15 protein-coding genes and 1 riboswitch are annotated in these 19,593 nt (G+C 72.4%); of the genes, 9 read left to right on the forward strand and 6 right to left on the reverse strand.

Going from position 1 to position 19,593, the window contains the following annotated elements:
- Positions 1 to 279 precede the first annotated feature (279 nt).
- Positions 280 to 840, reverse strand: a complete 561-nt coding sequence (locus tag DEJ23_RS08660; RefSeq protein WP_111239855.1) for a YceI family protein — start codon at positions 838 to 840, stop codon at positions 280 to 282.
- 121 nt (positions 841 to 961) lie between these two features.
- Positions 962 to 1,906 (reverse strand): hypothetical protein, encoded by a 945-nt coding sequence (locus DEJ23_RS08665; protein WP_111239856.1) that lies wholly within the window; start codon positions 1,904 to 1,906, stop codon positions 962 to 964.
- A gap of 254 nt (positions 1,907 to 2,160) precedes the next feature.
- Between DEJ23_RS08665 and DEJ23_RS08670 the strand changes: the two genes are divergently transcribed.
- A complete protein-coding gene (locus DEJ23_RS08670; protein ID WP_111239857.1) occupies positions 2,161 to 3,165 on the forward strand; it encodes an aldo/keto reductase family protein in 1,005 nt (334 codons plus the stop codon).
- 191 nt (positions 3,166 to 3,356) lie between these two features.
- Positions 3,357 to 4,151 (forward strand): polyprenol monophosphomannose synthase, encoded by a 795-nt coding sequence (locus DEJ23_RS08675; RefSeq protein ID WP_111239858.1) that lies wholly within the window; start codon positions 3,357 to 3,359, stop codon positions 4,149 to 4,151.
- A 252-nt stretch (positions 4,152 to 4,403) separates the two neighbouring features.
- Here DEJ23_RS08675 and treZ read toward each other — a convergent pair whose 3' ends face one another.
- The 3 genes from treZ to glgX are packed head-to-tail and all read right to left on the reverse strand — an operon-like array spanning position 4,404 to position 10,926.
- A complete protein-coding gene (gene treZ, locus DEJ23_RS08680) occupies positions 4,404 to 6,158 on the reverse strand; it encodes a malto-oligosyltrehalose trehalohydrolase (RefSeq protein ID WP_111239859.1) in 1,755 nt (584 codons plus the stop codon).
- Entirely contained in the window at positions 6,155 to 8,617 is a 2,463-nt protein-coding gene (gene treY, locus DEJ23_RS08685; RefSeq protein ID WP_111239860.1) for a malto-oligosyltrehalose synthase, read from the reverse strand. The genes treZ and treY overlap by 4 nt, the downstream gene beginning before the upstream one ends.
- On the reverse strand, positions 8,614 to 10,926 hold the full coding sequence (glgX, locus tag DEJ23_RS08690) for a glycogen debranching protein GlgX (protein ID WP_111239861.1): 2,313 nt from the start codon (positions 10,924 to 10,926) through the stop codon (positions 8,614 to 8,616). The genes treY and glgX overlap by 4 nt, the downstream gene beginning before the upstream one ends.
- Before the next feature lie 130 nt (positions 10,927 to 11,056).
- Between glgX and DEJ23_RS08695 the strand changes: the two genes are divergently transcribed.
- The 5 genes from DEJ23_RS08695 to DEJ23_RS08715 all read left to right on the forward strand — a co-directional run bounded on the left by DEJ23_RS08695 (position 11,057) and on the right by DEJ23_RS08715 (position 15,234).
- The gene (locus tag DEJ23_RS08695) at positions 11,057 to 11,383 is read left to right on the forward strand and encodes a hypothetical protein (protein WP_111239862.1); all 327 of its coding nucleotides are present in this window, start codon (positions 11,057 to 11,059) and stop codon (positions 11,381 to 11,383) included.
- A 94-nt stretch (positions 11,384 to 11,477) separates the two neighbouring features.
- Positions 11,478 to 11,589, forward strand: a riboswitch (TPP riboswitch).
- A gap of 7 nt (positions 11,590 to 11,596) precedes the next feature.
- Positions 11,597 to 12,241, forward strand: a complete 645-nt coding sequence (locus tag DEJ23_RS08700; protein WP_258375373.1) for an ECF transporter S component — start codon at positions 11,597 to 11,599, stop codon at positions 12,239 to 12,241.
- Positions 12,238 to 13,902, forward strand: a complete 1,665-nt coding sequence (locus DEJ23_RS08705; RefSeq protein ID WP_111239864.1) for an ABC transporter ATP-binding protein — start codon at positions 12,238 to 12,240, stop codon at positions 13,900 to 13,902. Before DEJ23_RS08700 ends, DEJ23_RS08705 begins: the two co-directional genes overlap by 4 nt.
- Before the next feature lie 20 nt (positions 13,903 to 13,922).
- Entirely contained in the window at positions 13,923 to 14,705 is a 783-nt protein-coding gene (locus DEJ23_RS08710) for an energy-coupling factor transporter transmembrane protein EcfT (RefSeq protein ID WP_111239865.1), read from the forward strand.
- Positions 14,698 to 15,234 (forward strand): ATP-binding protein, encoded by a 537-nt coding sequence (locus DEJ23_RS08715; RefSeq protein WP_258375374.1) that lies wholly within the window; start codon positions 14,698 to 14,700, stop codon positions 15,232 to 15,234. The genes DEJ23_RS08710 and DEJ23_RS08715 overlap by 8 nt, the downstream gene beginning before the upstream one ends.
- A gap of 150 nt (positions 15,235 to 15,384) precedes the next feature.
- Here DEJ23_RS08715 and DEJ23_RS08720 read toward each other — a convergent pair whose 3' ends face one another.
- The gene (locus DEJ23_RS08720) at positions 15,385 to 16,785 is read right to left on the reverse strand and encodes an MFS transporter (protein ID WP_258375375.1); all 1,401 of its coding nucleotides are present in this window, start codon (positions 16,783 to 16,785) and stop codon (positions 15,385 to 15,387) included.
- A 102-nt stretch (positions 16,786 to 16,887) separates the two neighbouring features.
- Between DEJ23_RS08720 and DEJ23_RS08725 the strand changes: the two genes are divergently transcribed.
- Together DEJ23_RS08725 and DEJ23_RS08730 are read left to right on the forward strand one after the other, a co-directional pair.
- The gene (locus DEJ23_RS08725) at positions 16,888 to 18,315 is read left to right on the forward strand and encodes an LLM class flavin-dependent oxidoreductase (protein WP_111239866.1); all 1,428 of its coding nucleotides are present in this window, start codon (positions 16,888 to 16,890) and stop codon (positions 18,313 to 18,315) included.
- Positions 18,312 to 19,592, forward strand: a complete 1,281-nt coding sequence (locus tag DEJ23_RS08730) for an acyl-CoA dehydrogenase family protein (protein WP_111239867.1) — start codon at positions 18,312 to 18,314, stop codon at positions 19,590 to 19,592. The genes DEJ23_RS08725 and DEJ23_RS08730 overlap by 4 nt, the downstream gene beginning before the upstream one ends.
- The last annotated feature ends 1 nt before the right edge of the window (position 19,593 follow it).

Consider the following 19,593-nt stretch of genomic DNA (forward strand, 5'->3'; position numbering starts at 1 on the left):
CGCTACGCCCGCTCGCCGTCCGGAAGCGAGGGCGGTCAGGACGTCGAGTGGGCGGAAGGTGCGAGCAGCGGATGAGACGGTCGCGACATCCGCCCGCTCGTGCGCCGGCGAGCGCGACCCGGAGAGCAGACGACTGCGACGACACGCAGAACGGCCCGACTCCGTGGGGGAGGAGCCGGGCCGTTCGCCGGGTACTGCAGGTGCGCTTGTTCGGTGTCCGTGATCGACGATGTCGCAGTGGCGCGGGATCGTCGACCGCGGTTCGAGAGACTCGGAGGGTCAGGCCGCCTGGAGGACGAACTGCACGTCGAGGTTGATCGTGACGTCGTTGCCCAGGGTGAAGCCACCGGCCTCGAGCGCGGCGTTCCAGTTCACGCCGAACTCGGTGCGGTCGATCTTCGTGGTCGCCTCGGCGCCGAGCTTGACCTGGCCGTAGCCGTCGGTGGTGACGCCGCCGAACTCGGTCTTCAGGGTGACGTCCTTGGTCACGCCACGGAGGGTGAGCGTGCCGTCGATGAGCATGTCGTCACCGTCCTCGCGGATGCCGGTCGACTTGAAGACCATCTGCGGGTGCTCCTCGGTGAGGAAGAAGTCGCCCGTGGCGAGGTGCTGGTCACGCTGCTGCTGGTTCGTGTTGATGCTCGCGACGTCGATCGAGGCCTCGAGGGTCGAGTCGAGGGGGTTCTCCGCCGTGACGAGCGTCGCGTCGAAGCGCTCGAACGAGCCCTTGACCTTGCTGATCGCGAGGTGACGGACCGAGAAGGTGACCTCGGAGTGCGTCGGGTCGATCTTCCAGGTGCCGGTCTGGTAGCCGGGGATGGCGGAAGCGGTGAGCGTCATGGTGACTCCTTACGAGTGCGTTGGTCTGCTGGTCCCGACCAGGCGTGTGCAACTACATGCGCCTGCATCGATCCGATGGTAACCCATTGTGCACCTGTTTGGTTGAAGCGTCAACCAAAGTTCACGAGAACGTCGCAGGACGGTCCCGGGGACGGGTGTCGTGCCTCCCGGCCGCACCTGTCGCGAGCAACCGACGGACGCGCTGTGCGAACTGGTCCGCGAGCGGTCCGACGTCGTCTGCCGTCGCGCGGACGAGCCACCAGTCGACGTCCTTGAGGTGCTCGCCGCGCGTCAGGTCCTTCCGGAACGTGTGCGCGTCCGTGCGGTGGAGGTCGCTCTCGTACTCGATGGCGACGCGTGCCCACGGGTACGCGAGGTCGACGCACGCGACCCAGCGACCGTCGACGACGACGTCGTGGTTGCGTGCCGGCTGCGGCAGGCCCCGCCGAACCAGGGTCAGACGCAGCCGGGTCTCGCCGGGGCTGCGCGATCCGGTGCGGACCTCTGCGAGTGCTGCCCGCGCCTTCCGGATGCCCCGTGCTCCTCGGTACCGGAGAACGGCTGCGGTGAGATCGTCCGTGGTGCACCAGTTGAGCCACCCGACGAGGGCATCACCGGCGACGATGAGCTCGTCCGTGGTGAGGAACCCGGCGAGCATGACGAAGGTGTTCGCGGGGTCGATGATCGGGGTCGTTCCAGAGTGGACGATCTGCGCCCGTTCGCTCCTGACCCGGTGCCCGATGGTGCCGTGCACCCGGAGGGACTGGTCCTTCCCGACGGTGGTGACGTGGACGCGCTGGTCGCGTTCGAGTCGGCGAGGCAGGGGGATGCCGAGCAGGTGAGCAGCCGTGGTGTGGCTGAACGCCTGGTCGCTGCGCAACCGTGGAGCGACGGCACGTGCGCGGTCGGCGTGGGTGCTCGGCGGCGACCAGCAGCGTGTCCCGTGGAAGGGCGCGATGAGGTGTCTCGAGCGGAGGCGGGCCGCGGAGACGCCACGTTGCAGTGCCTCGCGGACGCGGAAGGGACGGCCACGGAGAGCGGCGGGGAAGCGGGCTGCGAGGTCCATGGGCTGGAGCGTGTCACGGCGCTCCTCCGGCTCGCGGTGGACGTGGCGTTCCTGTGGAGGGTGCGCTGGGCACGCGTGGTGTGGAGGAATGAAGTGCGCTGCGTCCCGCGGTTCGCTGCCGCCCCAGCGGGCGGAACCGGTCCGGACGGGAGGCGCGGTCCGACCCTTTCCGCCCGCTCGCGCTCCGCGGCGCGGGCGCGCCAGGTACTCCCACGCCCCCTCACGAGAGCGCTCACTCCACTAGCGTCGGGACCATGGAATTCAGGTACCTGGGCAACTCCGGACTCAAGATCTCCGAGATCACCTACGGCAACTGGCTGACGCACGGCTCGCAGGTCGAGAACGACGTCGCCACCCAGTGCGTGCGAGCAGCGCTCGACGCCGGCATCACCACCTTCGACACCGCGGACACGTACGCCAACACCGCGGCGGAGACCGTCCTCGGCGAGGCGCTCAAGGGCGAGCGGCGCCAGTCCCTCGAGGTCTTCACGAAGGTCTACTGGCCGACGGGCCCGAAGGGGCACAACGACGTCGGTCTCAGCCGCAAGCACATCATGGAGTCGATCGACGGCTCGCTCGAGCGCCTGCGGACCGACTACGTCGACCTCTACCAGGCACACCGCTACGACCACGAGACCCCGCTCGAGGAGACGATGCAGGCCTTCGCCGACGTCGTGCGGCAGGGCAAGGCGCTCTACATCGGCGTCAGCGAGTGGAACGCGGAGCAGATCCGTGCGGGTGCCGCCCTCGCGAAGGAGCTCGGTTTCCAGCTCATCTCGAACCAGCCGCAGTACTCGATGCTGTGGCGCGTCATCGAGGGCGAGGTCGTCCCCGCCTCGGAAGAGCTCGGTCTCAGCCAGATCGTCTGGTCGCCGATCGCCCAGGGCGTCCTCACCGGCAAGTACAAGCCGGGTCAGCCGGCCCCGGAGGGTTCGCGCGCCACGGACGAGAAGGGCGGCGCCGACATGATCAAGCGGTTCATGCGCGACGAGGTCCTCGAGGCCGTGCAGCGCCTGCAGCCCGTCGCCGACCAGGCCGGCCTGACACTCGCCCAGCTCGCGATCGCGTGGACGCTCCAGAACGAGAACGTCGCGTCCGCGATCGTCGGCGCCTCGCGCCCCGAGCAGGTCACCGACAACGTCAAGGCGGCGGGCGTCACGCTCGACGCCGACGCGCTCGCCGCCATCGACGAGGCGCTGGGCGACATCCCGGAGCGCGACGCGAGCAAGACGGTCAGCCCGGAGCAGCGTCCCGCCTAGGACGCACGACCGACAGACGGACGGGAGGCACGGTGCCAGCTGGCACCGTGCCTCCCGTCCGTCTGTGCGACAGCAGCACGGGTCCTGCTGGACGCCGGGTGACCCGCAGACGCCCTGATCGTGTTCGCAGGCCCCTCATCGAGCTGACGCAGCGCGACGCGATACCGTCGAGGTGAACAGCAAGGAGCACCATGAGCACGTCCCTGGTCATCATCCCGACCTACGACGAGGCGGAGAACGTCCGCCCGATCGTCGCCCGCACCCTGGCGGCCACCGATGACAGCGTGCACGTGCTCGTCGTGGACGACAACTCGCCCGACGGCACCGGTGACATCGCCGACGAGATCGCCCGCGAGACCGACCGCGTCCACGTCGTGCACCGCAGGGTGAAGGACGGCCTCGGCGGCGCCTACCTCGCCGGGTTCGCCTGGGGCCTCGAGCACGGCTACGACAAGCTCGTGGAGATGGACGCGGACGGGTCCCACCACCCGGAGTACCTGCCGTGGATGCTCGAGCTCGCCGACTCCAACGACCTCGTGCTCGGGTCCCGTTGGATCAAGGGCGGCGAGGTCGAGAACTGGCCGTGGTACCGCGAGCTGCTGTCCCGCGGGGGCAACCTCTACACGCGCATGGCCCTCGGCATCGCCGTCCGCGACGCCACCGGCGGCTTCCGGGTCTTCACCTCGAACGCGTTCGAGCGCATCGACCTGGCGGGCGTCGCGTCGAAGGGGTACTGCTTCCAGGTCGATCTGTGCTGGCGCGCCCTCGAGGCCGGGCTGCGGGTCGTGGAGACGCCGATCACGTTCACGGAGCGGGAGTTCGGCGTCTCGAAGATGAGCGGGAACATCGTCCGCGAGAGCCTGACGCTCGTGACCAGGTGGGGCATCGACCGCCGCCTGCGCGAGTTCCGGTCCCTGGTGAAGAACCACCGCCGCCTGCCCTCGGTGCGCAAGAACGCGCACGCGGTCGGCGACCAGTCGGCGTAGGCGGTCCTCCCCGCGGCCAGCGATGCCCTCCGGCGGCGCTGCCGCTGCGCACTCGCGGGGCTCCGGTCGCCGCCGGGCTCCGGTCGCCGTCGGTGCGCCTGACGGGTCGGCGGAAGCGACAGACCCCCGTGGAGTCCCACGGGGGTCTGTCGCACGCACGGGGCACTCGTGCTCGTCGACGCTCCGCCGCGTCCCAGCCGGCACGAGACGGGGGCGGCACCCTCCGGTGCAGCCCCCGCCCGCCGGTGCTCGTCAGCGCAGGATGACCACGCCGCGCGAGGCGAACCGCACCACGCCGGCCTCGACCGTCGCCTCGCCGAAGCGGTAGAGCTCCTCGCCCGAGGCGTCCGGCACCGCGACCTCGGCGGCGTCGTCGGCGAAGTTGACCACCACGTGCACCGGCGCAGCGTCCGGACCGAGCAGGCCACGCGTGAGCACGAGCCAGCGGTCGTCCTCGTCGAAGCGCACGGCGTTGGCCTCGTAGCGCTGGTCGACGAAGGCCTGCTCGGTGCGGCGCAGCGCGACGAGCACCCGGTAGGCCCGGAGGATCGTCGCACCACGTTCCGCGGTCACGTCGGCCCAGTCGAGCTTCGAGTTCGAGAACGTCGTCGGGTCCTGCGGGTCCGGCACGGCCGACTCGTCCCAGCCGTGCTCGGCGAACTCGGCGATGCGGCCCTTCGCGGTGGCCTCGCCGAGCGCCGGCTCCGGGTGCGAGGTGAAGAACTGCCACGGGGTCGTGGCCGCGAACTCCTCGCCCATGAAGAGCATCGGCGTGAACGGGCCGAGCAGCGTCAGCGCGGCCGCGATGACGAGTGACTCGTCGTCGAGGGTCGCCGCGAGCCGGTCGCCCGCCGCGCGGTTGCCGATCTGGTCGTGGTTCTGGTTGGCCACGACGAGTGCCGTCGCCGGCGAGGTCCCACGGTCGATCGGGCGACCGTGCCGCTTCTTCCGGAACGACGACCACGTGCCGTCGTGGAAGAACCCGTGCTCGAGGACCTTGGCCAGCGCCGACAGCGGGGCGAAGTCGGCGTAGTAGCCGTTCGTCTCGCCGGTGAGCGCGACGTGCACCGCGTGGTGGAAGTCGTCCGACCACTGCCCGGTGAGGCCGTAGCCCGCGGCCTCCTGCGGCCGGAACATGATCGGGTCGTTGAGGTCCGACTCCGCGATGAGCGACAGCGGTCGGCCGACGAACTCGGCGTACGCCTCCGTCTCGGACGCCATCGCCTGGAGCACGTGCGGGCGCGTCGTGTCGCGGATGGCGTGCACGGCGTCGAGGCGGAGCCCGTCGACGTGGTGGTCACGGAACCACATGCGGACGTTGTCGAGCACGTACCGGCGGACCTCGGGGTGCTCGACGTTGACCGAGTCGCCCCAGGTGTTGCCCAGCCCCTGCAGCAGGTACGGGCCGTACAGCGGCAGGTAGTTACCGCTCGGACCGAGGTGGTTGTACACGACGTCCTGGATGACGCCGAGCCCGAGCGCGTGCGCGGTGTCCACGAAGCGGTCGTAGGCGTCCGGGCCGCCGTACGGGGCGTGCACGGCGAACCAGCCGACACCGTCGTAGCCCCAGTTCCAGGTGCCGTTCACGGCGTTGACGGGCAGGAGCTCGACGAACTCCACGCCGAGCTCGACCAGGTGGTCGAGCTTCGCGGCGGCGGCGTCGAGCGTGCCCTCGGGCGTGTACGTGCCGATGTGCATCTCGTAGATGACGCCCCCGCGGGCCGGGCGGCCCGTCCAGGACTCGTCGGTCCACGCGAAGCGCTCCGGGTCGACGACCTCGGACGTGCCGTGCACGCCGTCCGGCTGGTACCGGCTGCGCGGGTCCGGGCGGACGTCGTCGTCGTCGTCGATGCGGAAGCCGTAGCGCGCGCCGACGACCGGGGTGACCTCGTCGGTGCTCCACCAGTCGTCGTCACCGCGGGTGAGGGCGTACTCGACGTCGTCGACGACCAGGCGCACGCGCTCCGGGTTCGGCGCCCAGACGGCGTAACGGGCGGGAACGGTCATGCGTGACCCTCCAGGATCTCGATCTCGGCCTGCTGGTCGGCGACGGCGGTGCCGTCGGACCCCGCGGCCGCGGGTGTGGACGTGGACGCGCCCTGCACGGCGACAGCCGCGTCACCGGGCGTGGTCGTGTCGGCGACCTCGGCGGGCACGAGCAGCGCGACCGGCAGGTCCGCGAGCAGCTCGGTGAGCGCGATGCCGCGGGACGCCGGGAAGCGACGACCGGTGAGCAGGTCGACGCGGTCGAGCGGTACCGGGTGGACGAGGGTGTCGCCCCATCCGCCGACGCGTTCGAGCCCGACGGGCAGGCGGGTCGCGACCGTCACGGCACCGCCGCGGTCGAACGCGAGCACGTGGTCGGCGGCGATCCCCGTCGCCTCGAGCCCGAGGTAGCGCGTGAAGAGCTCGGGGTGGTCGCGGCGCAGGCGGAGGGCGCGGCTGACGACGAGGAGCTTCGCGGCGCCGTCGGTCCCGACGGCGGGCAGGCGCTCCGGACCGTCGTCGTCCGGGCCGTCGAGGGTGGCGAGGACGTGGCGGCGCTCGGCGTAGTCGACGGGACGGCGGTTGTCCGGGTCGACGAGCGAGCGGTCCCAGAACTCGGTGCCCTGGTACACGTCCGGCACGCCGGGCATGGTGAGCTGCACGAGCTTCTGGGCGAGACCGTTCGACCAGCCGGCTGCGTCCACCGTCCGGTCGAGTCCGTCGAGGACGGCGACGACCTCGGGATCGTCGAACGCGGCGTCGACGAGCGCGTGCATCTGGCGCTCGAAGGCCTCGTCCGGCTCGGTCCACGTGGTGCTGTCCCCGGCCTCGCGGGAGGCCTTCTCGGCGTAGGCGTGCAGGCGCTCGCGGCTCGCGGGTCGGGCACCGACGATCGCCTGCCAGAGCAGGTCGGCCAGCACGGCGTCGTCGAGGGGAGCAAGCGACTGCAGGCGCTGCAGCGCGGTGGTCCACTCGGCTCCGAGCTCGGAGAGCACGCTGATGCGCGCTCGGGTGTCCTCGCTGCGCTTCGTGTCGTGCGTGGTCAGCGTGGTCATGGTGTGCGGCCAGCTGCCCTGGCGGTCGCGCTGCGCCTGGTGGAAGGCCTCGACCGACACCGCGAAGACGCTCGGGTCCGCGCCGACCTCGCTCAGGGTCGTCAAGCGCGAGGTGCGGTAGAACGCGGTGTCCTCGACGCCCTTCGCCATCACCATGCCCGAGGTCTGCTGCAGCCGGACGGCGGCGGCGTGTCCCGGGTCGACCAGTGCCGGTGCGATCCGGTCGATGACGTCGTCGAGGTCGGGGCGGGCCTCTGCGGCCCGTTCGAGCGCGTCGATGAGGTGGTGGACGCCCTCGGGCAGGTACGTGCGGTAGACCTCGAACGACGCGACGACCTCGGCGACGGCGTCGACGATGCGGTCCTCGGGGACGTCGGGTGCCACGGGGGTGAGGAGGCGGGCGAGGCGACGGACCTCGCTGCCGAGGATGCCGTCCGCGATGCCGCGGCGGGTGTCGTGCGTCAGCTGCTGCCAGTCGGTCGGTTCGCTGCCGGAGGCCGCGGTCAGCGGCGCCTCACCCGCGGGGTCGACGAGCACGCGGTCGAGCACCGCGAGGGCGTCGTACCCGGTGGTGCCGTCGACCGGCCACGAGGACGGCAGTTGCTCGCCCGGCTCGAGGATCTTCTCGACCAGCGTGTAGGCGCCACCGGTCAGCTCGTGCAGGTCCTGCAGGTACCCGGCGGGGTCGTACAGGCCGTCCGGGTGGTCGATGCGCAGCCCGTCGACGAGCCCGTCGCGGAACCACCCGCCGATCGTGGCGTGCGAGGCCGCGAAGACCTCGGGCTCCTCGACGCGGATCGCGGCGAGGGTGTTGACCGCGAAGAACCGGCGGTAGTTGAGGTCGCGGTCGGCACGCTTCCAGTGGACGAACTCGTAGTGCTGCCGTGCGTGCACCGACTCGACGTCGTCGCCGTCCTGCACGGTGCCCGGTGCGGTCGGGTAGGCGGTCTCGCCCACGAACAGCTTGCCGTCGCGGAGCTCGACCGCGTCGAGCAGGCGGTCGTCGAGCACGGGGACACGGATGCGACCGTCCCCCGCCTGCCAGTCGACGTCGAAGGCCCACGCGACGGGGGCGCCCTGACCGGCCTCGAGCAGTGACCACCACCACGGGTTCGCCTCGGGCGTGGCGACGCCGACGTGGTTGGGCACGATGTCGACGAGGACCCCGAGCCCGGCGGCGTGGGCGGCCTCGGCGAGGGCACGGAGCGCCGCGTCGCCGCCGCGCTCGGTGTCGACGTGGCTGTGGTCGACGACGTCGTAGCCGTGCTGCGAGCCTGGCTCGGCCTGCAGCACGGGGGACAGGTAGACCCAGTCGGCGCCGAGGTCGCGGATGTGGTCGACGACGCCCTGCGCCGCGGCGAGGTCGAAGTCGGCGGTGACCTGCAGACGGTAGGTGGACGTGGGGACGCGTCGGGCTGCGCTCACCGGGTGGCTCCTGTGCTGTCGTCGGTGCCGGACGGAGCCGGCGCCGCGGCGGGGTTCGTCGGGGTGGACCCGTCCTGCGTGGTGGGGGAGGTGTCGGCGTCGGCGGACTCGTCGGCGTCGGCCGCGGGCGCCTCGGGGACGGCGGATCCCGCGTCGACCGGGACGGCGGACCCCGCGTCGACCGGAGTGGTCGTCACCTCGTGGTCCGGCTCGGCGCGGAGCACGATCATCGAGCGCGCGGGCACGTCGAGCGGGGTGCCGGCGTCGAGGACCTCGTCGCGGGCACCCGGCTCGGCGGTGTCGATCCGCACGGTCCAGCCCGGTGCGTACTCCTCCGGCGGCAGCGTGAAGGTCACGACGTCGTCGTGCGCGTTGTAGTACGTCAGGAACGCGACGTCGGTCACGCGCTCGCCCCAGCGGTCACGCCCGCGGATGCCCTCGCCGTTCAGGTACATGCCGACGCTCTTGCCGAAGCCGGAGTCCCAGTCCTCCGGGTCCATCGCCTCGCCCGAGGGGGTCAGCCACACGACGTCGGGCAGCGGCTCGCCCTCGCCCCGCCGCACGGGGCGGCCGTTGAAGTACCGGGTGCGGCGGAAGGTCGGGTGGTCGTGACGGAGCTTCACGACGTCGGCGGTGAACTGGATGAGCTCCTCGTCGGCGTCCGCCCAGTCGATCCAGCTGATCTCGGAGTCCTGTGCGTACACGTTGTTGTTGCCGTGCTGGGTGCGGCCGAGCTCGTCGCCGTGGGCGATCATCGGCACGCCCTGGCTCAGCAGCAGGGTCGCGAGGAAGTTCCGTCGGCGCTGGAGCCGCAGGGCGTTCACCGACTCGTCGTCCGTCGGCCCCTCGACGCCGGAGTTCCACGACCGGTTGTGGCTCTCGCCGTCGTTGTTGTCCTCACCGTTGGCCTGGTTGTGCTTCTCGTTGTAGGACACCAGGTCGGAGAGCGTGAACCCGTCGTGCGCGGTGATGAAGTTGATGCTCGCCTTGGGCGTGCGGCCGTCGTGCTCGTACAGGTCGGCGGAGCCGGAGATCCGCGACGCGAACTCGCCGAGCGTCGACGGCTCACCGCGCCAGAAGTCGCGCACGGTGTCGCGGTACTTGCCGTTCCACTCGGACCACTGCGGTGGGAAGTTGCCGACCTGGTACCCACCGGGACCGACGTCCCACGGCTCGGCGATGAGCTTCACCTGCGACACGACCGGGTCCTGCTGCACGAGTTCGAAGAACGCCGCGAGACGGTCGACCTCGTAGAACTCGCGCGCGAGCGCCGCCGCGAGGTCGAAGCGGAACCCGTCGACGTGCATCTCGGTGACCCAGTACCGCAGCGAGTCCATGATGAGCTGCAGCGAGTGCGGGTGACCGACGTTCAACGAGTTCCCGGTGCCGGTGTAGTCCATGTAGTACCGCTTGTCGTCGTCGACGAGGCGGTAGTAGGCGGCGTTGTCGATCCCGCGGAACGACAGGGTCGGCCCGAGGTGGTTGCCCTCGGCCGTGTGGTTGTAGACGACGTCGAGGACGACCTCGATGCCGGCCCGGTGCAGCTCGCGGACCATCGCCTTGAACTCCTGCACCTGCTGGCCCCGGTCGCCGGAGGACGAGTAGTGGGAGTGCGGCGCGAAGAAGCCGATCGTGTTGTAGCCCCAGTAGTTCGACAACCCCTTCTCCTGCAGCGTGGAGTCGTTGACGAACTGGTGCACGGGCATGAGCTCGAGCGTGGTGACGCCCAGGCGCTTGAGGTGCTCGATGACCGCCGGGTGGGCGACGCCGGCGTAGGTGCCGCGCTGCTCGTCGGGCACGTCCGGGTGCGTCTCGGTCAGGCCCTTGACGTGTGCCTCGTAGATCACGGTCTCGCCGTAGGGGATGCCGGGTGCCCGGTCGCCCTGCCAGTCGAAGAAGGGGTTGATCACGACGCCCTTCATCATGTGCGACGCCGAGTCCTCGTCGTTCGTGGAGTCGGGGTCGCCGAAGGTGTACGAGAACAGGGACTGGTCCCAGTCGATGTCACCGCTGGTCGCCTTGGCGTACGGGTCGAGCAGGAGCTTGTGGGGGTTGCCGCGCAGGCCGTTCTCGGGGTCGTACGGGGCGTGCACGCGGAAGCCGTACTCCTGCCCGGGGCCGACGTTGGGCAGGTAGGCGTGCCAGACGTGGGCGTCCACCTCTACGAGGTCGACGCACTCCTCGTTGCCCGCCTCGTCGAAGAGGCACAGTTCCACGCGGTCGGCGACGCCGCTGAACAGTGCGAAGTTCGTGCCGCTGCCGTCGTAGGTCGCCCCGAGGGGGTACGGGTTGCCGGGCCAGGTGTGCAAACGGTCCTCCAGGTGTGGGTTGCGCCAACATATCGGCGCAGGCTGCCCGCGTCCGCAGACAAGACCCAGCAGTGGACGGCCGCCGCGCGCGTCGCGGCCTGTGGAGGGAGCGCCGAGTAGCCTCGCGCGCATGGCCAACATCGTGACCCAGATCGCAGACAAGGTACGCCCGGTGGGCGTCTCGACCAACTACGGGGAGCCGGTCGAGGTCGGTGACCAGACCCTCATCCCGGTGTCCATCGGCTGGTTCGGCTTCGGCGGAGGCGGTGGGGACGACGAGAACGCCAGCGGCGGTGGCGGTGGCGGCGCGTCCGTCCCGGTCGGCGCCTACGTCCGGCGCCCCGGCCAGGACCTGCAGTTCGAGCCGAACCTCATCGCGCTGCTCGCGGTGAGCATCCCGACCATCTGGGTGACCGGCAGGGCCCTGAGCAAGGTGATCCGCGCGCTCAAGAAGTGACTGCAGGACGGACGGGAGGCCCGTGGCGACGCCGCCACGGGCCTCCCGTCCGTCCCGGGCGCGCGTCACGCGGTCGTGACCGCGTCTAGACTGTCGGGACACACACGGGAGTCCGGGACCGCCGGGCTGAGAGGGAGCGAGTGGCGCTCCGACCGTCGAACCTGATCCGGGTCATGCCGGCGCAGGGAGGAGTCAGCAACGATGCCTGCAACCATGCAGTCCGCAGTACCGTCCACCACGCCGAAGCGTTCGCTGCGCTGGCGGGTCGTCGACATCGTCGTCGCGAGCGTGCTCGCCGTCGCGATCGGTGTCGTCTTCAAGCTCTGGGAGTTCGGCTACGAGCCGATCAGCACCGTGGCGGGCCTGGTCCTGCCCGGCACCCAGGCGCTCTTCGGCGGGGTCTGGCTGCTCGCCGGCCCGATCGTCGCGATCGTCGTCCGCAAGCCCGGCGCCGCGCTGTACGCCGAGATGGTCGCCGCCTCGGTCGAGGCGCTGCTCGGCACCCAGTGGGGGTGGCTGACGCTCGAGGCGGGCTTCGTGCAGGGCCTCGGCGCGGAGCTCGTCTTCGCGGTCTTCCTGTACCGGGCCTGGCGCCTGCCGGTCGTCGTGCTCGCCGGGGCCGCGGCCGGCCTCGCGCTCGGCATCAACGACACCCTGCTCTGGTACCCGGGACTCGACGCGGCGTTCAAGGCCGTCTACGTCGTGTCAGCCGTCGTGTCCGGCGCCGTGATCGCCGGGCTCGGCTCGTGGCTGCTCGTCCGGGCGCTCGCGGCGACCGGCGTGCTGTCCTCGTTCGCCGCCGGACGCGAGCACACCAAGCGCGATCAGGCCGAGCGCGGACCCCGCGTCGACGCGTGACCGCCGTGTCGTCGCCGGGCGCGGCGGGCGTCGCCTTCCGTGACTGGGGGTGGCGCTACGCCGGGCGGGACGCCTGGGCGGTCCGGGGGCTGGACCTCGTCGTCGAGCCGGGGGAGCGGGTCGCGGTCGTCGGTCCCTCGGGAGCCGGCAAGTCGACGGTGCTCCGGGCGGTCGCGGCAGTCCTGGCCGACGAGCCCGACCCCGACGACGACACCGCAGCGGCCGTGCAGGGCTCGGTCCTGGTCGACGGTGCCGACCCCCGCGCGGTCCGCGGGCGCGTCGGCCTCGTCATGCAGGACCCGGAGGCCCACACGGTGATGTCGCGGATCGGGGACGACGTGGCGTTCGGCTGCGAGAACACGGGTGTCCCGCGCGAACGCATCTGGGACCGCGTCCGGTACGCGCTCGGCGTCGTGGGGCTCGACCTGCCGCTCGACCGCTCCACGAGCCGGCTCTCCGGCGGGCAGCGGCAGCGCCTGGCGCTCGCGGGGGTGCTCGCGATGCGGCCGGGTGTGCTGGTGCTCGACGAACCCTGCGCGAACCTCGACCCCGACGGGGTCCACCAGGTGCGCGACGCCGTCCGTGCCCTGCTCGACGACACCGGGGCGACCATGCTCGTGGTCGAACACCGCATCGGCACGTGGCTCGACCTGGTCGACCGGCTCGTGCTGCTGGAGCCCGGCGGCGGAGTGGTCGCGGACGGCCCGCCGGCGGTGGTGCTCGCCGAGCACGGTGCCGCGTTGACGGCAGCGGGCGTCTGGGTGCCCGGAGCGGAGCCCGCACGGGGGTCCTCCCGGGGCGCCGCTGCACGACGGCCGCTCGCGTCGCCCGGTCGAGCGGGCGGAACCGCACCGGCGGACGGCGGGTCCGAGCGCGGGATCCGCCCGCTCGCCGCGGAGACGGAGGCGCGCACCGGCGGGGGCGCGGCGGTCGGAGCGGGTGCGGTGTTGCTCGAGGCACGTCGACTCGCGACCGCACGAGGGGGCGTCCTCGGCCGAGGCACGGCGCAGCGGGTGGGGAGCGGCATCGACCTCGAGGTCCGAGCCGGACGGGTCCTCGCCGTCACCGGGCCGAACGGCGTCGGCAAGTCGACGCTCGGGCTCACCCTGGCCGGGCTGCTGCGTCCGGCGGGCGGTGCGCTCCGGGCGACACCGGACCTCGCCGGGGACGCGGGCGACGCCCCGGTCCGGTGGACGAGCCGACAGCTCGCGTCACGGATCGGCACCGTCTTCCAGGACCCCGAGCACCAGTTCGTCGCTCGTTCCGTCCGCGAGGAACTCGCCGTCGGACCCCGCGCACTCGGTGTCCCGGACGCCGACGACCGCGTCGACGAGCTCCTCGACGCCTTCGGGTTGCGGCACCTCGCCGACGCCAACCCCTTCACGCTGTCCGGCGGCGAGCAGCGGCGGCTCGCGATCGGCACGGTCGTGGCCACACGGCCGCCCGTCGTCGTGCTCGACGAACCGACCTCCGGGCAGGACCGTGCCACCTGGCAGGCCGTCGTCGACCGACTCGGGTCGCTGGCGGACGCCGGGACCGCGATCGTCGCCGTCACACACGACCGCGACCTGGTGCGTGCCCTCGACGCCGACGAGGTCGTGCTCGCCGCCGACGGGGTGCGGGCCGTCCTGCCGGGACCACCAGAGGAGGTCGCGCGGTGACCGGCCCGACGGCGCGAGGGATGTCGGAGCCTCCGGTCGCGCCTGCCGTCCGGCCCGTCCGCGGGGTCCGTGGCGTGCAGCCGGTCGCGTCGATGCTCGGGGTGCTCGCGCTCGGGCTGTGCCTGGTGCTCAGCCTCGACGTGGTGTCCGCGGCCGTCGCGCTCGTGCTGGAGCTGCTGCTCCTGCCGCTGCTCCGGATCCCGGCGCGGACCCTGCTGCTGCGGACGTCGCCGGTGCTCGTCGCCGTACCGCTGACGGCGTTGAGCATCGCGCTGTACGGGCGGCCCTCCGGACGGGAGTGGTTCGACCTCGGGTTCGCGCACGTGACCGACGGGTCGCTCGTGCTCGCAGCGGCGACCGCGCTCCGCGTGCTCGCGGTGGGCGTGCCGGCCGTCGCGCTGTTCGTCCGGGTCGACCCGACGGACCTGGCGGACGGGCTGGCGCAGCTGCTCCGGCTTCCGGCGCGCTTCGTGCTCGGGGCGCTCGCGGCGGTGCGGATGACGACGCTGCTCGGGGAGGACTGGCGGCAGCTCGCGATGGCGAGACGGGCGCGGGGCGTGGCCGACCACGGCCGGATGCGCCGGGGCGCCTCGATGGCGTTCGCGCTGCTCGTGCTCGCGCTCCGACGCGCCACGACGCTCGCGGTCGCGATGGAGTCCCGGGGGTTCGGCGCACCCGGACGACGGACGTGGGCACGGCAGGCGCGGTTCGCGGGGCCGGAATGGGCGATGGTCGCGGTGCTCGTCGGGATCGGCGTCGTGTCGATCGGGGTGGCGGTCGCCGCGGGGACCTGGCGTGCCTGAGCCCGACGCGGAGCTCGTGCACGGCCTGGCGGCTGCTGCAGCCGGGGCAGCCGCGGCGACCGGACGGCGTCCCGTGGTGCTCGTCGACGGTCGGTCGGGCACGGGGAAGACCACGCTCGGCAACGCCCTGGCGGCGCGGCTCGACGCACAGGTGGTGCACCTCGACGACGTCTACCCGGGGTGGGACGGGCTCCGGGCCGCGGCGGACGCGGTGGTGTCCGACGTGCTCGGGCCGTCCTCGGGGTACCGGCGGTGGGACTGGACGGTCTCGGAGCCGGCGGCGTGGACGCCGGTCGACCCGGACGCGCCGCTCGTGGTCGAGGGGTGCGGGGCGCTGTCGCGGGCATCGGCGCCGCTGGCGACGCTCCGGGTCTGGCTCGAGGCGGACGACGACGTGCGGTGGGACCGTGCGATCGGGCGGGACGGCGAGGTGTTCGCGCGCGAGTGGGAACGCTGGGCGGCGCAGGAGGCGGCGTTCATGGCGGCGGAGGGACCGGCGGCGCTCGCGGACGTGGTCGTCCGGACCTAGGGCAGGACGGGCAGGGAGCGGGCCGGCGCGTGTGCGTGCCGTCCCCGTCCCCGTGCGGGTGCGCGCCGCGCTGACTCGCGCACCGCGCTGGCCTGAGCGCTGCGCTGGCCCGAGCGCTGCGCTGGCCTGCGCGCCCGCAGCCCGTGCAGCTCACCCGCGGGGTGCCGCCGCGTCCCCACCGGCAGCGGCACCGGTACCGGCACCGGCTCCACCCGCCCGTGCCCGCCGCGTCGCTCCCGCCGGGTCGACCGCGAACACCGCCGCGACGATCGAGAGCACGGCGTACACCCCGATGTAGGCGCACAGGATCCACGGCGAGCCCCCGCCGAGCTCGACGAACACCGCCGCGAGCAACGGCGTCAGCCCCACGGAGAAGATCGACCCGATCTGGTACCCGAGGCTCATCCCCGAGTACCGCCGTCCGGTCGGGAACTGCTCCGCGAACCACGCCGCCTGCGGCCCGTAGATGCTGTCGTGGAACACGCACATCCCGACGAGTGCGACGAGGGGCAGCAGCACCAGCGGCCCGGCGTCGAGGAACGCGAAGAACGGCCAGACCAGCACCCCGATCCCGACCGCCGACCAGATCGTCAGCACGCGCCGCCCGACCCGGTCGGACAACCAGCCCCAGAACGGCGTCGACACGAGCGACACCGCCGAGATCACCAGCACTGCCTGCAGTCCGGCGGCGGACCCCTCCTCGCCGCGCTTCGCGCCGAGGTACGTCAGCGAGTACGTCGTGAGGATCGAGTAGAGCGCCGGCTGCACGAGTCGCAGCCCGGCGGTCACGAGGATCGAGCGCGGGTGCCGCCGGATCGCCTGCCACACCGGGAAGCGCTCGACCCCGCCGGACGCGCGCAGCTCCTGGAACACCGGCGCGTCCTGCACCCCGAGGCGGATCACGAGGCCGACCGCGACGATCACCGCGGAGAACAGGAACGGCAGCCGCCAGCCCCACGCCAGGAACGCCTCGTTGCCGAGCAGCGTCCGCACCAGCGTGAAGACACCGGTGGCGAGGAGCATGCCACCCGCCGAGCCCATCTGCGTGAACGCGCCGAACAGCCCGCGGTGCCGCTCGGGCGCGTGCTCGACCGACAGCAGCGCCGACCCGCCCCACTCCGCCCCGGCAGCCACGCCCTGGAGCAGCCGCAGGACCACGAGCGCGACGACCGCCCAGACGCCGACGGTGGCCGCCGACGGGATCACGCCGATGAGCGTCGAGGCGACACCCATGAGCACGAGCGACGCGACGAGCAGCTTCTTCCGCCCGATCCGGTCGCCGAGGTGCCCGGCCACGATGCCGCCGAGCGGCCGCGCCACGAATCCGACGCCGTAGGTCGCGAACGACGCGATAACGCCGACGGCGGGGGTCACCGACGGGAAGAAGGTCGGCGCGAACACCAGCGCGGAGGCCGTCGCGTACAGGTAGAAGTCGTAGTACTCGACGGTCGTCCCGACGAACGACGCAAGGGCGACGCGACGTCGGGTCGCGGTGGTCGAGGGGGCGACGGGACGGTCGGGAGGCGCGGCGACGGTGGTCGGGATCGGCATGCCTCAGGAGCATGGTCGCGTCCCGGCTCCGGCGGAACACCGCCCGTAACGCGAGGTCACGTCACTGCCGTCGACCCGCCGACCCTGGACACCATGGGACGCATGAGCGATGTACCGAACCGTCCGCTGCGCTTCGCGGCCTTCGTCATGAACACGACGTCGCACATCCAACACGGCCTCTGGCGGCACCCCGACGCCCGGCAGACCGACTTCGACGACGTCACGCTCTGGACCGACCTCGCCCGCACGCTCGAGCGCGGGAAGTTCGACGCGATGTTCTTCGCGGACGTCGTCGGCACGTACGGCCCCGCCCGTGGCGACTACTCGACGAACCTCCGCGAGGGACTGCAGATCCCCTCGAACGACCCGTCCGTCCTGCTGTCGGCGCTCGCCGTGTCCACCGAACACCTCGGCCTGGCCTTCACCTCGAGCGTCATCCAGGCGCACCCCTTCGACTTCGCCCGCAAGGTCTCCACGCTCGACCACATCACCCGCGGTCGCATCGGCTGGAACGTCGTCACGAGCGCCCTCGACAGTGCCGCCCGGAACTTCGGCGCCGACCGGCTCGAGGAGCACGACGAGCGCTACGCCTGGGCCGAGGAGTACCTCGAGGTCTGCGCCAAGCTCTGGGAGGGGTCGTGGGAGGACGGCGCCGTCCTCAAGGACCCGGTGCGCGGGTACGCCGACCCGACGAAGGTGCACCGCATCGACCACCACGGGAAGCGGTACGACGTGCAGGGACCCCACCTGTCCGCCCCGTCGCCGCAGCGCACGCCCGTGCTGTTCCAGGCCGGGTCCTCGCCCGCCGGTCGGGCGTTCGCCGCGCGGAACGCCGAGGCGCAGTTCATCCTCACCTCCAACCGCGACGCCACGGAGCAGCTCATCCGCGAGACCCGCGACCTCGCTGCCGCCGCCGGCCGACGCCGTGAGGACATCGCGTTCTTCCTCGGGCTGACCTTCGTCACGGGCTCCACCGAGGCCGAGGCGAAGGCGAAGGAGGCGGAGATCGACGAGTACCTGGCAGCCGACGGGTTCCTCGTGCACTCGAACCTCGGCTTCGATCCGGACTCCGGCGAACCGCTCGACCCCGCGACGCCGCTGTCCGAGGTCCGGACCCAGGCGGGGCAGTCGCACCTGCAGTGGCTCCGCGAGGCCGCCGGTGACCGCGAGCGGACCATCGCCGACCTCGCCCGGTTGTCCGCCAAGCTGCGCGCCCGGGTCGTCGGGACGCCCGAGCAGATCGCCGACGAGCTCGCCGACTGGCAGCGGGTGGGCGTCGACGGCGTCAACGTCATCAACTGGACGCTGCCAGGCTCGTACGAGGAGTTCGTCGACCACATCGCACCCACCCTGCAGGAGCGCGGGCTCATGCAGTCCGAGTACCGGGAGGGCACGTTGCGCGAGAAGCTGTTCGGTCACGCGCAGCTACCGGACTCGCACCCGGCCAGGCGCTGGCGCGGGGCCTTCACCGGTGGCGCGAGCGCGACCAGCGCGGTCGACGCCCGCGATGCCGTGGAGGTGACCGCGTGACGGACGCGACGACGACGGTCGGGGCCGGGCCGAGCCTCCAGGCCGGGTCGACGGGGGACCGCCTGGCCGCGCTGCGGGAGCGCTTCGCGCCGGTCGTCGAGCGCATCCGTCAGGGGGCCGTCGCCCGCGAGCTGGCGTCCGGCGCCCCGGGGGAGCGGGAGCTGCCGCACGCCGAGGTGCGCGCGCTGGCGGAGGCGGGCTTCGGCCGGCTGCGCGTCCCGGCGGACCGCGGCGGCTTCGGTGTGACGCTGGTGGAGCTGGCGCACCTCGTGGCGGACCTGGCGGCGGCGGACTCGAACATCGCGCACCTGTGGCGGGGGCACTTCGGGTACACCGAGCTCGTGCTGCTCCGACCCGAGTCGCCGGCTCGCGACGAGTGGCTGCAGCGGATCGTCGCCGGGGCGATCGTGGGGAACGCGACCTCGGAGCGGACCGGCACGACGCTCGCCGACATCTCGACGACCGTCGCTCCGGACGCCGACGGCACCTGGCGGCTCGACGGACGGAAGTTCTACTCGACCGGCACGCTCTACGCCGACTGGATCTACCTGGCGGCGGACCGGGACGGCGAGCGCGTGACGTTCGCGGTGCCCACCGATGCCCCGGGCGTGACCGGCATCGACGACTGGGACGGCTTCGGACAGCGGCTCACCGCCTCCGGCACGACCGTCTTCTCCGGCGTCGCGGTCGACGAGTCGGTGATCTCGGCGTACCGGGACGCCCCGCTGTCGCACATCCAGGCCTTCTACCAGCTGTACCTGCTCGCGGTCCTCGCCGGGATCGGGCAGGCCGTCGTCGACGATGCCGTGGCGTTCGTCCGGCCGCGCACCCGCACGTACATCCACGCGAACGCGCCGACCCCGGGGGAGGACCCACAGGTGCTCGCGGTCCTCGGTCGGCTGTCGGCGGGGGCGTTCACCGCGCGCTCGCTCGTCGTCGCGGCGGCTGGTCTGCTCGACGGGGTCGTGGCGACGAACGAGCCGGGGGTGGGCGTGGACCACGCGCTGCTCGACGCGGCCGAGAACGCGGTCTACCAGGCGCAGGTCGAGGTCGGGCCGCGGGTGCTGCGGGCGTGCTCCGACCTGTTCGAGGTCGGCGGGGCCTCGGCGGCGGACCGGACCCGGGCACTCGACCGGCACTGGCGGAACGCGCGGGTCGTCGCGTCGCACAACCCGGCCGTGTACAAGGAGCGGCTCGTGGGGGAGTACCTGCTGCACGGGCGGGGGCCGGTGGACGCGTGGGAGCGGTACCACGAGGTGGGACCGACGCGGTTCTGAA

It is taken from the genome of Curtobacterium sp. MCSS17_008 (assembly GCF_003234185.1).
In the GTDB taxonomy this organism is placed as follows: Bacteria; Actinomycetota; Actinomycetes; order Actinomycetales; family Microbacteriaceae; genus Curtobacterium.

What these genes read in the sequence shown, in the direction of transcription:
- DEJ23_RS08660 (WP_111239855.1), bottom strand. Translation starts at nt 840, where the DNA reads ATGACGCTCACCGCTTCCGCCATCCCCGGCTACCAGACCGGCACCTGG.
- DEJ23_RS08665 (WP_111239856.1), bottom strand. Translation starts at nt 1,906, where the DNA reads ATGGACCTCGCAGCCCGCTTCCCCGCCGCTCTCCGTGGCCGTCCCTTC.
- DEJ23_RS08670 (WP_111239857.1), top strand. Translation starts at nt 2,161, where the DNA reads ATGGAATTCAGGTACCTGGGCAACTCCGGACTCAAGATCTCCGAGATC.
- DEJ23_RS08675 (WP_111239858.1), top strand. Translation starts at nt 3,357, where the DNA reads ATGAGCACGTCCCTGGTCATCATCCCGACCTACGACGAGGCGGAGAAC.
- treZ (WP_111239859.1), bottom strand. Translation starts at nt 6,158, where the DNA reads ATGACCGTTCCCGCCCGTTACGCCGTCTGGGCGCCGAACCCGGAGCGC.
- DEJ23_RS08695 (WP_111239862.1), top strand. Translation starts at nt 11,057, where the DNA reads ATGGCCAACATCGTGACCCAGATCGCAGACAAGGTACGCCCGGTGGGC.
- DEJ23_RS08700 (WP_258375373.1), top strand. Translation starts at nt 11,597, where the DNA reads ATGCAGTCCGCAGTACCGTCCACCACGCCGAAGCGTTCGCTGCGCTGG.
- DEJ23_RS08710 (WP_111239865.1), top strand. Translation starts at nt 13,923, where the DNA reads ATGTCGGAGCCTCCGGTCGCGCCTGCCGTCCGGCCCGTCCGCGGGGTC.
- DEJ23_RS08720 (WP_258375375.1), bottom strand. Translation starts at nt 16,785, where the DNA reads ATGCCGATCCCGACCACCGTCGCCGCGCCTCCCGACCGTCCCGTCGCC.
- DEJ23_RS08725 (WP_111239866.1), top strand. Translation starts at nt 16,888, where the DNA reads ATGAGCGATGTACCGAACCGTCCGCTGCGCTTCGCGGCCTTCGTCATG.